At 34.0% G+C, this 13889-nt stretch carries 7 protein-coding genes; 3 read left to right on the forward strand and 4 right to left on the reverse strand.

The features are described 5' to 3' along the window. Positions 1 to 17 precede the first annotated feature (17 nt). The 4 genes from FEM21_RS13540 to FEM21_RS13555 all read right to left on the reverse strand — a co-directional run bounded on the left by FEM21_RS13540 (position 18) and on the right by FEM21_RS13555 (position 9097). Positions 18 to 2651: a glycoside hydrolase family 31 protein gene (locus tag FEM21_RS13540; RefSeq protein ID WP_152547413.1), complete on the reverse strand. Its 2634-nt coding sequence runs from the start codon at positions 2649 to 2651 to the stop codon at positions 18 to 20. A gap of 48 nt (positions 2652 to 2699) precedes the next feature. Continuing rightward, positions 2700 to 4346, reverse strand: coding sequence for an alpha-L-fucosidase (locus tag FEM21_RS13545; RefSeq protein ID WP_035661353.1), 1647 nt, complete (start codon positions 4344 to 4346; stop codon positions 2700 to 2702). A gap of 80 nt (positions 4347 to 4426) precedes the next feature. Further along, on the reverse strand, positions 4427 to 6070 hold the full coding sequence (locus FEM21_RS13550; RefSeq protein ID WP_051627607.1) for a RagB/SusD family nutrient uptake outer membrane protein: 1644 nt from the start codon (positions 6068 to 6070) through the stop codon (positions 4427 to 4429). 30 nt (positions 6071 to 6100) lie between these two features. Further along, complete coding sequence (locus tag FEM21_RS13555) at positions 6101 to 9097, reverse strand: SusC/RagA family TonB-linked outer membrane protein (protein WP_236353649.1); 2997 nt, start codon at positions 9095 to 9097, stop codon at positions 6101 to 6103. Positions 9098 to 9472: 375 nt separating this feature from the next. Here FEM21_RS13555 and FEM21_RS13560 point away from each other — a divergent pair, with 375 nt between their 5' ends. From FEM21_RS13560 to FEM21_RS13570, 3 genes are all read left to right on the forward strand, one after another. Beyond that, entirely contained in the window at positions 9473 to 10357 is an 885-nt protein-coding gene (locus FEM21_RS13560) for a helix-turn-helix domain-containing protein (protein ID WP_035661358.1), read from the forward strand. 205 nt (positions 10358 to 10562) lie between these two features. Further along, positions 10563 to 11750, forward strand: coding sequence for a phosphoglycerate kinase (locus FEM21_RS13565; protein WP_035661362.1), 1188 nt, complete (start codon positions 10563 to 10565; stop codon positions 11748 to 11750). Positions 11751 to 11856: 106 nt separating this feature from the next. After that, the gene (locus tag FEM21_RS13570) at positions 11857 to 13830 is read left to right on the forward strand and encodes a LysM peptidoglycan-binding domain-containing protein (RefSeq protein ID WP_035661365.1); all 1974 of its coding nucleotides are present in this window, start codon (positions 11857 to 11859) and stop codon (positions 13828 to 13830) included. Positions 13831 to 13889 lie beyond the last annotated feature (59 nt).

The raw sequence follows: 13889 nt of genomic DNA on the forward strand, positions 1-13889 counted from the left end.
TAATTGTTTTACTTATTCTATTCGTTTTTATTTTTTTGAACAACAATATTATTTCCATTGTATTTTACTGAAACATTAGTTTTTGCGTTTTCTATACCAAAACCGTTTGACTCGTTAACCCAAACGATATTAAACAAACGGTTTTTAATTAATCCATTAAAACCTTTGCCTTTTCGTTTTCCAATTGTCAACGTCTGTTTTTCTTCATTCCATTCAAAAGGTATTATCGAAAAAGCGCCTTTCTCATAGTTGTAATTTGTTCCTTCATCTTCATAAAGTTCAAACTTGCCATTAGCTCCTGTGTAAACTCTAATTTCGAGATTCTCAGCAGGTTTTTCATTGGTGTATTGCATTTTTTCGCCCATTGGAATGATGGATCCCGATTTTACATACAGCGGAATGGTTGAAAGAGATGCAGCTGTTTGAACTGTTTGTCCGCCTTTATACTGTTTTCCGGTCCAAAAGTTAAACCATCCGGATTGATTTTCCGGCAAGTAAACCTTCCAATTCTCTACCCCTTCAGAAACAACAGGAGCAACTAGAAATGCTGACCCAAACATATATTCATATTTTTGTTCCAATGCCTTTATATCATTGGCAAAATCCATAATCAGCGGACGCATCAAGGTACCGTTTTTAAACGTTATATCAGCTGCCTGCGAATAAATATAAGGCAATAAACGATAACGAAAGTTTAAGTATTTTAAAGATTCGGCTTCCACTTTTTCACCGTATCTCCAAAATTCTGTATTGGTTTCATATCCATGTACTCTTTGTAATGGAGAGAATGTAGCCAACTGAAACCACCTTAAAAAACGTTCGTGAAATTTAGCATCGGTGTATTGACTTTTACCAGGACGGAAAAAACCTCCTGCATCAAAAGTCCACCATGGCAATCCTGTTATGGAATAGTTTAATCCAGCGGTTAGTTGTCGGCGTAGGGTTTCCCAATCGTTACCTACATCTCCAGTCCAAACAGCTGATGCATAACGCTGTTGTCCTGAAAATCCGCTTCGGGTAAGAATAAAAACTCTTTTGTCTGGAGCATCTTTTCGTAAACCTTCATATACGGTTTTTGTTACATACATTGGATACACATTTCGCATTTGCTCTCCGGGAGTTGTTCCGTTATTAATTTTTCTACCAACTAAATCATCATTTTCCGGTTCGGTAGCATCCTGCCACCAGGCATCAATTTCATATGGTTTTAAAAGCTTTTCACTAAAACTCTTCCAATAATAATTTGCTGCATCAGGATTAAAAAAATCAACCCATTCGGTATTTGGGATATAGTATTTTTTATTGTTAAATTCTTTACCAAGCACACTTTCTTTATCAATTTTAGACCAAACAGAAAGCATCAGTCTCATATTCATTTGATGTAATTCTTTTACCATTGCAGCGGGATCTGGAAACAAATCTTCATCGAATTTCATCGAATTCCAACCGTATTTTCCCCAATATTGCCAATCCTGAACAATTAAATCCATTGGCAATTTTTTATCTCTGAATGCTTTGGCATTTTCAAGCAAATCATCTTGAGTGGTAAAACGCTCACGACAATGAATATATCCTAATGCCCATATAGGCATCAATGGAGCCTTTCCTGTGAGATTGCGATAACTTGAAATAACCTCGTCTGAGTTTCCGGCAAAAACTACATAATCCAGCTTATTAGCAACAGGAGATCTAAAGACCGTTTCATTCGTAACTTTACGATAATACACCACAGGAAGATCATTTTTTTCTGCTGTAACTACAATGTCGTGTTTACCTGCCGTTAGTTTAGCTAATGTGCTCGTTGTAGGCGGAAGCCAATGATTTTTAAAATTAATAACCTCTTTACCGTCAATTGTAAGTTGCCATTTTCTCGCCATTTTTTGACCAACATCCAGTAGAATAGCATATTCCCCATTCTCTTTAACTGCAAATTTTCCAGTAAAGACACCATCTTGGCGCGTTTCTTTTTGAGTTCCATTAGTAGTGGTAACAGCAACAGTTATAGATTCTCCACTTATACCTGCTGGGTTTAAATTCACCACATTATCAGCAGGATTAAAATCAGTAAGCCCATAATTGTGCCATAACAAACCATAGCCTTTGCTTGACATAATAAACGGAATAGCAATTTGTGTATTTACCTGAGTTAATCTTCTAGGCAATCCTTTAATATTTAAATGTCCGTCCTGAAACTGACCTGTACCATAAAGATATTCATCTGGCAAAGTATTAAAACCTTGTTCTACAATATGGCAAGGCTCTCCTTGTACTGAACTTGGTTTAAAAATACGACCTTCTGGTTTTTCGCTTAAAAACACCTTTCCTTCATGATTGCGATAAGACAATGCGCCACTTTTTTTATCTACTAACACAGTCATTTTTGACATAGCAATTTCAATTCCTGAATTGGATTCAGAAACTTTAAAGTCAGGCAGGTTAACTTTTGAAGTAAAAACTAATTCAGGAATTTGACTTTTCATTTCCAAAGCATATTGAACCCTTACGGTATTTTCAGCTAGAGGACTCAAATGTAGCTCTCCTTTTTCAAGAGTTATAACTACTTTATCGTTCTGTTTTTTATAGCCCTTAACCACTTGTCCAATACAAAACGTTGGAATAAGTAAGACAAATAGAATTGTTACTTGCTTCATTTTTTTCATTTAATCTTTATCTAGAATTCTAAAACAAATCAACTTACACTATGATAAAATCTCCAAAGCATTAGCATAAAAAGCTTCTGGTTTTTGATTTGGAAAATACACTTCCAGAGCATCTGAATTTTGTTTGAACTTTAATTTTTCACCTGTACTCACTAATCGAATTTGTTTTATTTTTTCAGTATGATGTGGATTCGATTTTCCTAAACTTTTAATAACTGCAATACCGTTTTCAGGCCAAGCCATTACTGTTGCATACAGTATTTTGTCTTTTTGTGCAAAACGAATATCTTCTGAAGTATACGGTTTTCCTTTTCCTTCGTTAAACCCTTGAGCGGTTAAAGCTCCGGCACTTGCCTGTTGTGGGCCTTCACCAAATATTTTCCAGGGACGGGTTCCATAAATACTTTTACTGTTTAGTTTCATCCAAACTCCAATCTCTTTCACAATTTCGCGTTCTAATTCATCGATACTCCCGTCTCCTCGCACTGGAATATTCAACATTAAATTCCCATTTTTACTCACCACATCTATCAAAGTATGAATAACAGTCTTAGCTGATTTATAGCGTTTGTCTTTATAAACTCCACGATCATAATGCCAGTTCCCAATACAAGTATCGGTCTGCCAAGGCAATGGTTCTATGCTGTTACTTTGTCCTTTTTCAATATCCCAAACCATGGCTTTACGCTGTTGCTCATCCAGAATTTTTCCAGTGACTACTGTCTGAACGGTTTTGTTTTTTTGGAGACTTTTATTGTATAAATGTGCTGCTATACGCAAACCAGCATCACTAATGGGCCACAACGGTAATGCCGTATCATCAAAATAAACCAAATCCGGATTGTATTTGTCAATTAAATCAATCGTTCGGTCATGAAAATTTTCTATATAGGCTTCTGACGGTTTTGCTACTCCATTTCCCCAGTTCCATTGACTATGAATGGTTCCATCATTTAGACTATTTTCACTCAAAGGGTGATTTTGCGCATACAATTCCTGAGGATCTAAACCTTCCCACCAAGTTCCTTTTCCATCAGCCTTAGTTAATTTTCCATCGTAAGGAACTCCCGCTAGAGCACCCTTTTTGTCTGAACGTTGTGACGTTTCAAACCAACTCCAGGCATGCGCTGCGTGAACACTTACCGCAAAAGGAAGACCAGCTTTTCGCGCTGCTTTTTCCCATCCGGCAATAATATCTTTTTTAGGCCCCATTTTTGTCGAATTCCAATTCGGTTGATATTTACTATCATACAAATCCAAATTATCATGATGGTTTGCCATTGCCATAAAATATTTGGCTCCAGTATCTTTATATAAATTGACTAATTCTTCAGGATTCCAATTATCGGCCTTCCAAATATTGATTACATCTTTAAATCCAAATTTTGATGGATGCCCGTACTTTTCCACATGGTATTTATATTGCCAGGAATCTTCCTGATACATTCCACGAGCATACCAATCGCCTGCTTCGGGTTCGCACTGCGGTCCCCAGTGTGCCCACATTCCAAATTTAGCATCACGGAACCAATCTGGAACCTGGTATTTCTCCAATGAATCCCATGTAGGCTCAAAAGTTCCCTTAAAAACTGGTGTATCAAGAATTTTAGAATAACCCAATAAAGGAGATAAATAAAGTCCCGCTAACGCTGAGACACCTAGTTTTAAAGCACTTCTTCTTTGCATGTGTTTTTGAATTTATTTTTAAACTTAATAGTCATAAAAAATTTCATTTCCTGTTTGAAAAAACAGGAAATGAAAAATAATTAATTAGGATATCCGGTATTTTGAGTCAATTTAGTATTAACATTTCTTTCTGCCTGAGGAATAGGCCAGAGTTCATTTGTTCCTTTAACAAAATTTCTTTTTTGATAAATCAAATAACCATCCTGATCAACTTTAAAGGCAGTATAATTAGCAGGATCATTTGTTAATTTCATACCTGTAAACTGACGATTTAATTTTTCAGCAGCAACACCCCATCGCAAGATGTCATAATAATGAAGTCCTTCAAATGCAAACTCTACTTCACGCTCCACTCTTATTTTATTTCTTAATTCAGTTGTATTAGTTGTTGTTATTGCTGGCATATTCACATCTGCTCTTGACCTCACTTTATTAATTGTTTCATCTAATAATGCTTGATTTATAGCTTCGCCGGCTTCTAATTTAGACTCTAAATAACTCAATAATACTTCTGCATAACGAATAATACTCCAGTTTCCTCCATAGTTCATCAAATTTCCATCAAATGACGGATCCATGAATTTATTAATACAATAGCCACTCCAGTTGTATCTGGTAAATGCATCAGGCGAACCAGAACCAGGTCTGCTTACAAAAGTTTTGCCTTGAAATACCGTTCTATCCGAAATCATAATAGTATAATCTAACCTTGGATCTCTATTATTATAAGGGTTTGCTGGGTCAAATAAAGGAGATTGATCAATACTTAAACCATCTTTACATTGATATTGCTTTACTAATTCGTTATAAGGAGAAAATTGGTGCCAACCGCCATAAGCCTCTGGATAAAGATACTGAGGAAGAACATGTCCATAAACATCTTCCTGATATTGAGTTGTAAGAATGAATTCCTTATTTATCTCATTATTAGCATTAAACATCGTTTTAAAACTGGCATTTAAAGCATAAGCCTGACTATCTATAATTTTTTTATAAGTAATAGCTGCTGGTCCCCATTTTTTATTAGCCATTTGAACACGCCCTAAAATTGCCAGAGCAGCTCCCGAAGTAATACGCCCATCTTCAGTAGTGGGTCTCGTTTTTGGTAAAATCACAGCACTTTCCTCTAATTCTTTCTCTACGAAATCCATAATCTCTGTTTTAGGAGTACGGGGAATACTGTTGGCTTCCTCAATAGTTAAAACCTTTGTAGTAAATGGTACATCTGAAAAGAAAAAAGCTAAATTAAAATATTGATAGGCTCTTATTGCTCTAATCTCACTTTTCATTATTGCCTTTGTATTTTCATCCATTACAATACCGTCAATATGGGACAGGAAGTTATTACAAGCTGTAATTTTTCTATAAGAGTTATTCCAATATGCTCTAACAGTCCCATTGGTTGGGTCTAATGTTCCATCTGTAAAACGATCTGGAATTAATTCTTTTTCAGATCCAAAACCTGCCATAAAATCAAGATAAATGATCCCTCTGGCAGTCCAAAAATCTTCTCCATTCCATGCACCTCCATTATTATAACAACCAGCTAAGGCTAGGTTTGCATCGGATTCTGATTTCCAAAAAGTAGCATCGGAAACTGCATCAAGCGGATTTTTATCGAAGAAATCATCCGAACAGGCACTATTTGATAAAACAAATACAAATAGGCAGAACTTTAGAGCCAGGCTTCTAATGTTTCTATATTGTTTAATATTAGTAATCATAATTTTATATTTTTTAACGAATTAGTATCTCTAAAAGTTTAAGTTTAGTCCTAAAGTATATACACTTGTAATAGGGTAAAACGGACTATTATCTCCAGTTGATTGGCTCATTTCAGGATCCCATCCTTTGTAAAAACTATTAAATGTATGTAGGTTTTGACCTGTTACATAAATTCTTAGTTTTTGAATTTTTAATGCGTCTAATAAAGCTTTTGGGAAATTGTATCCTATTTGTACATTCTTAATTCTTAAAAAACTGGCATTTCTATCCCAAAATGTTGATGGGGCAATGGTACCACTTCCTTGATTAAGACTCGTTAGTTTGATGTATTTAGCATTAGGATCAGGATTTTCTTGAGTCCACCTGTTCTCTTCCTGCCATTTCTGTACTTGTCCACCATTATAAAATGCATATGCCTGATAAGCACCTATTTGTCTGTTAAAACCAGCTAAACCTTGTAGAAGAACGGATACGTCAAAACCTTTATAGTCAGCTTGTAAATTAGCTCCGAAAGAATATTTTGGAAAAAAACTACCGATCACTTTTCGATCATAAGTAGCATCTACTTTTCCATCTGGTACACCATTAGGACCACTAATGTCTTTATATCTTACAAATCCTGGTTCTGCTGCATAAGGCTGAGTAGGATAACTAGCTACATCATTTTGATCCACAAATAAGCCATCAGCTACATAACCGTAAGTTGAATTTACAGAATGACCCACAAATAAGCCTCTGTTTATATCTCTATCTAAACCAGTAGATAATTTAGTAACTCTATTATTAGTATAAGAAAAATTAGGCGATATACTGAAATTAACACCTCCAATTTTATCCTGATAATTGAGTAAAACTTCAAAGCCAGAGTTTTTCACTTCTCCTGCATTTACTGTAGGCGGATCAAGACCTAATACACCCGAAACACTTATTACATCCAGAATATCAGAAGTAGTTTTGTCAAAATAATCAAAAACCATACTGAATTTCCCATCAAATAAATTAACATCTAATCCTAAATCAGTAACCGTAGTAGTTTCCCAGCTAATATTTGAGTTAGACAACCTTCTTAATCGAGCTCCGGAAACAAGGGTTCCTCCAAAAGTATAATTATCACCTAAATCAATAACATTTTGATATGGATAATTCCCTATATTTTGGTTTCCAAGTTGCCCCCATGACGCTCTAAATTTCAAATTGTCTATCCATTGCACATCTTTCAGGAAATTCTCTTCCGAAATTTTCCATCCTGCTGATACTGAAGGGAAAAATCCCCATCTTCCATCAGCAATAAATCTAGATGTTCCATCATATCGACCATTTACTTCAAACAAATAACGATCGTTAAACGAATAATTAATTCTACCGAAATAAGATCTTAATCCCCATTCTCCAGCTGAACCAGAATTTTGCATATTACTTGAAGAACCTGCGTTAATTTCATACAACAAATTGTTAGGGAAATTATCTCTAAAAGCAGAAACAGATTCAGAATGGAATTCTTCCTGAGAATATCCAGCTAGAGCAGCTATACTGTGCTTATTAATATCTACAGCATATTTTAAAAGAGATTGTAATGTAATAGTATGATCAAAACCAGAATTTACTCTTAGACTATTTGGCCCAACATACTTATTAGCATCAAATCTTAAATCAGAAAGAAATTCTTTATCACGATAATTGGTATAACGGTAACCTACTTTACCACTCAATGTAAAGTTTTTCATGAAATCCCAGGCCAGCTCTGTTCCTCCTAAAAATAATTTATTCTTTCTATTAGTAAAAGATTCACTATCTAACCAGGCTTGAGGACTATAATTATCCTGATAACCATAAGTTCCATCTGATTTTTTTCCAGCGAAAACAGGGCCTTGTCTCACTGCAAAATTAATCATGTTTGTCATATCGCCACCAATATGACGAGGCTCATCTGTATTTGCAGCATACCCACTTAAATTCGTTTTAAGCTTTAAATTGCTTTTTATTTGGCTGTCAAAATTCAACTGAAAATTGTATCTTTTATAACTATTTTCAGCTACTATTCCGTCCTGATCAAGATATCCTAAAGACAAAAGAAAAGCATTTTTTTCATCTCCTCCAGTAAAACTAAAATTATGACTCATTTGCAATCCTGAACCTGATTTCAAAAGATTTTTCAAATGGGGAACATTTGGATAATTATCCGGATCGGATTGATTTCTAAATTTTTCTATTTCAGCATGAGTGTAAGAAGGACCGCCGTTATTCACATTTGCATTTGCTTCATTACGTAAAGTTGCATAGGTCGCAGAATCAACAAAATCTGGTAATGCAGTTACTTTTTGAAATCCAACATAACCATTATAACCTACTGTCAATTCGCCTTTTCTTCCTCTTTTTGTTTCAATAAGGATTACTCCATTAGCGGCACGAGTTCCATAAATAGAAGCCGATGCTGCATCTTTTAGTATCGAAATACTTTTAATGTTGTTTGGATCAACATCATTCAATGAACTCGCAAGTCCGTCAATTAAAACTAAAGGATCATTTCCTGCTCCGGAAAAAGTACCTATTCCTCTCAAACGAATCGAGGCACCATCATTTCCAGGACGTCCTGAACCTTGTTGTACTGTTACACCACTTGCTAAACCTGATAAGGCTTGTGATGCCTGAGTAATAGGACGATTTTCTATTTCTTTTGTTGAAATCGAACTTACAGATCCTGTTAAATTTACTTTCTTTTGAGTACCATAACCCACAACAACCACTTCTTCTAGCTGGCTCAACTCTTCTTTTAAAAAAATAGTTAAAACTGTTTTATTCGCAACATTTACTTTTTGAGTGATATATCCCAAAAACGTAAAAGTTAATATATCATTTTTTGACGCATTGATTGTAAAATTACCGTCTAAATCTGTTGTAGTCGATTTATTGGTACCATCAACAGCAATATTTACTCCCGGAATTGTTTGTCCATCAACAGCTGAAGTAACTTTTCCTCTTACAGGAACATCCTGAGCATTGGCAAGAAGCCCAATAAACAATATCATATAAAATATTGTCTTTTTTAAAAATTTTCTGGTCATAATTAGTTTGGTTTTTGAAGGTTAAAAAAATGTATGAAAAATAGTTAGGAATATACTTTATATTAAAGAGGGTATTATATATTTCCGTTTTATTGTATTTATACAACAGCGATTTCAGCTAAAAAAACAAGCTGACATTTAATTATAAATATTTATTAATATGAAATAAAATAAGTATTACATAACTATTTAAGGGTAAAATTTTATTATTAACATTTTATTACTTTAATTTGTATTAATTCAACGAAACAAATGTAGAATAGACACATGTAGAATTAATTATTCAAAAACGATTTTTTATTACTCAAAAACGATTTTTTTCATCCTTTTACTATTATTATGTCAAAAAGTACTTTCAAATATTCGTTTTCACTGTTACACATTGATTATGTGAAACTTAACAACAACTGGAATTTTAACAATGTAATTAGTCCTTATTATCGACTGTATTACATTGATGAAGGAATGGGATCTATTTCAAACAATTCCGATAAATTAATTTTAGAACCTGGTTATTTATATCTTATACCTAGTTTTACCATTTGCAATTTGAATTGTGAGGAATATTTGAGTCAATATTTCATCCAGTTTTTTGAGGAATCTCCTGATGGGATTTCGCTATTTAACCAGAATAGGAATGTGATGAAATTACCCGCCACTGAAACCGACATTATTCTTATCAAACAAATGCTTCAGAACAATCCGGGAAGAGGAATTAACCGATCGAATAATCCTAAAGTCTATGAAAAAGAAGCGTATTATAAGGAATACCAATCCCTTAATAACGAACTCAAACCGCATCTAAAGTTTGAAAACCAAGGAACATTGCTGCTGTTAATTTCCGGATTTTTGAATACTAAAAATTTCAAACAAACCACAACTCAAGGTACACCTTCAAAAATTTTAGATACTATGAGTTATGTACAGCTACATTTAGGTGAAAATCTCACTGTGGCAGAATTAGCCGAAAGAGTCAATCAAAATCAGGATTATTTTTCGAAACAATTTCTAATTCATACCGGACAACGACCTCTAAATTATATTCACGAAAAAAAGATTGAAAGGGCGCAATACCTTATTGCAACTACAAATAAGAGTTTTCTGGAAATTGCCTTAGATACGGGTTTTTCTAATTTGCCGCACTTTTCTAAAATTTTCAAACAAATAGTGAGTCTGACTCCAGGTGAATACCGCAATAAAAATGATTTCTACCTCAATAATTAGAACTCACTATTACCCTTTTAGAACAACAAAATTTAACTTTTGCAGGCATTTTTTTAAATTAGAGGACATAAATAAAATTATTTGTGAGTTTACATCGTTTTCGTTGCTAAAAATTAATTTTTTTGGAATTTTCAAATTTATTACTACTAGAAAAGTTCTATATTTGTTTCACTTTCAAAAAAATAAATAAACTAAAATTATACTAATGAAGACTTTAAACGATTTTAATTTTGCAAATAAAAAAGCAATAATACGTGTTGATTTCAACGTGCCACTAGACGAAAATTTTAATGTTACCGATACTACCCGTATTGATGCTGCAAAACCAACTATTGACAAAATTCTTGCCGATGGTGGAAGTGTAATTTTAATGTCACATTTAGGTCGACCAAAAGGAGTTGAAGAAAAATATTCATTAAAACATATCTTAAAAACAGCTAGTGATATCCTTGGAGTTCCTGTAAAATTTGCTTCAAACTGTGTGGGCGAAGTAGCACAACAAGCTTCGAATGATTTAAAAGCTGGTGAAGTTTTATTATTAGAAAATTTACGTTTTCATGCTGAAGAAGAAGCCGGAGATGTTGCTTTTGCAAAAGAATTAGCTTCATTAGGAGATATTTATGTAAATGACGCTTTTGGAACTGCTCACAGAGCTCACGCTTCTACTACAATTATTGCACAGTTTTTCCCGGAAGCGAAATGTTTTGGTGCTTTATTAGCTAAAGAAATTGAAAGCATCAACAAAGTATTAAAAGACAGCGAAAAACCGGTTACTGCTATACTTGGAGGTTCTAAAGTATCTTCAAAAATTACAGTTATCGAAAACATTCTTGACAAAGTAGATCACATGATCATTGGTGGAGGAATGACTTTTACTTTCATTAAAGCACAAGGAGGAAAAATTGGAAACTCTATATGCGAAGATGACAAACAAGAATTAGCTCTTGAAATTTTAAGATTAGCTAAAGAAAAAGGAGTTCAAATTCACATTCCGGTTGATGTTGTGGCTGGAGATGACTTCTCTAATAACGCTAACATACAAGTCGTTGATGTAACTAATATTCCTGACGGTTGGGAAGGAATGGATGCGGGTCCAAAATCATTAGCTAACTTCAAAAAAGTAATTTTAGATTCTAAAACAATTCTTTGGAATGGTCCATTAGGAGTTTTCGAAATGGAAACATTTGCTAAAGGAACTATTGCTTTAGGTAACTATATTTCAGAAGCTACTGCTAACGGAACTTTCTCACTTGTAGGTGGTGGAGATTCAGTTGCAGCAGTAAAACAATTTGGTTTTGAAGACAAAATGAGTTACGTTTCTACAGGTGGAGGTGCCATGTTAGAGATGCTTGAAGGTAGAACTTTACCTGGAATTGCTGCTATTTTGAATTAAATATCACAATTTTAACAATATTTATTGAATTTTTTAGTTTTAACCTGTTAAGTTTGCATTACTATTTTTGTAATTGTTTAAAATTAAGCGCGTTAACAATAAAAATATGAGTATAAAAAAAATAACAGTATCATTTTTTCTACTACTAACAGTTCCCCTGTTTTCGCAAGAAATTGCCGAAAACAAGGGAATTGCTGTTTTAGAAACCAAGCTTTCTTACTTAGATTCTATTAAACAAAGCTTTGTGCACGATGATATGGCCAGCTGTGTCGACAGTTTGTGGACCAAAGAATTAACTAATCTGGATTTATACAACGACATCACTAAGGATATTGAAAACATCAATACGGATGAAAAAGTAGATTATGAATTACCTACTGAGTTATTAAAATCCCGTCTGGAAGCCATGAATGCTAAATCTCCTTTTAACATTCAGTATAATCAGGGATTAGAAAACATTATCAAATCTTTCTTAAAAAACAGAAAAAAATCTTTTGAACGCTTAATGGCAATTTCAGAATATTATTTTCCAATGTTTGAAGAAACCTTTGCCAGACAAAATGTTCCTTTAGAAATAAAATACTTAGCCATTGTCGAATCGGCATTGAACCCAAAAGCAGTTTCAAGAATGGGCGCTACTGGACTTTGGCAATTCATGTATCACACTGGAAAACAATACAATTTAAAGATTGATTCTTATATTGACGAACGTAGTGATCCGTTGAAAGCTACAGCTGCAGCTGCGCAATATATGTCAAATATGTTTGCCATTTTTGGCGATTGGGAACTGGTTTTAGCCTCTTATAATTCAGGTCCTGGAAATGTTTCAAAAGCAATTCGTCGTTCAGGCGGACAACAAAATTTTTGGAGCATTAAACCGCATCTTCCAAAAGAAACTCAAGGTTATGTTCCAGCTTTCTTAGCGACTATGTATTTGTACGAATACCATAATGAGCACGGAATTAAACCAAACAAAGCTATCGTTCAGCATTTTGCTACTGATACGGTAATGATAAAAAAACAGATGTCGTTCAAGCAAATCGCTGATTTATTAGACATGCCTGTTTCGCAATTACAATTATTAAATCCTTCGTACAAGCTCAATGTAATTCCTAATTACAGAGACACAAGTCATTTTTTACGATTACCAAAAGACAAAATGGGCGTTTTTGTTTCTAACGAAGAAAAAATCTATGCATACATTCAGCATGAATTAGATGCAAAAAACACCAGTCCGTTTAAAAATACAACTACTGCGGTGGCTGCTGCGGTTGAAAAACCAACATCGTATCCTATTGGCAGTGTAACGCAATATTACAAAGTAAAACAAGGCGATAATTTAAGCAGTATTGCGAATCAATACAATGTTGATATTAACGATTTGAAAAAATGGAATAAGCTAAGCAATAATTCAATTGCTTATGGAAAAGTCTTAACCATAATTGCACCTGAAAATAACAATACAATTGCTTCAGTTAGCAAGAACGATAAAATCAAAAAAGAAGTTAAAGCAGATAGTTTAATTGCTGCTAAAAACTCCAATTACATTGTTCAAAAAGGCGATAACTTAAACAGTATTGCTCAGGAAAACGACGTAACTGTTGCTCAAATTAAAGAATGGAACAAACTTACCGGAAACACAATCCAAGTAGGTACTACACTGCAAATTGCTGAAAAAGAAATCGAAGTTAAAGAGGCAGTTGCTGTTGCTCCGGTTGAACTTAAAAACATTGAATACACAGTTCAAAAAGGAGATAATTTAGGAAACATTTCGAAGAAATTTGGAACTCCTATTTCAGATTTAAAAGAATGGAATCACCTTGCTGACAACAATATTGCATTAGGAAAAACATTAATTGTGGCTAAAAATGAAGTTGCCATCAATACTACTAATGCTTCGGTTGCTTCTTTCAAGAAAAACAATAAAACATCTCAACACGATTATTTTGTAAAAAAAGGAGATTCATTGTTTAGCATTGCAAAAAAATACCCTGGAGTTACGGTTTCAGATATCAAAAAATGGAATGATATAGGAAGCGAAGAAATCAAACCCGGAATGAAATTAAAAATAGGCGGTTAATTTTCATCGCAAATTCATACAAGAGGGCTTTATTTGGTTATCAAATAAAGCCCTTTTTG

Origin of the sequence: Flavobacterium seoulense (genome assembly GCF_000695795.1) — a bacterium.
Lineage (GTDB): Bacteria > Bacteroidota > Bacteroidia > Flavobacteriales > Flavobacteriaceae > Flavobacterium > Flavobacterium seoulense.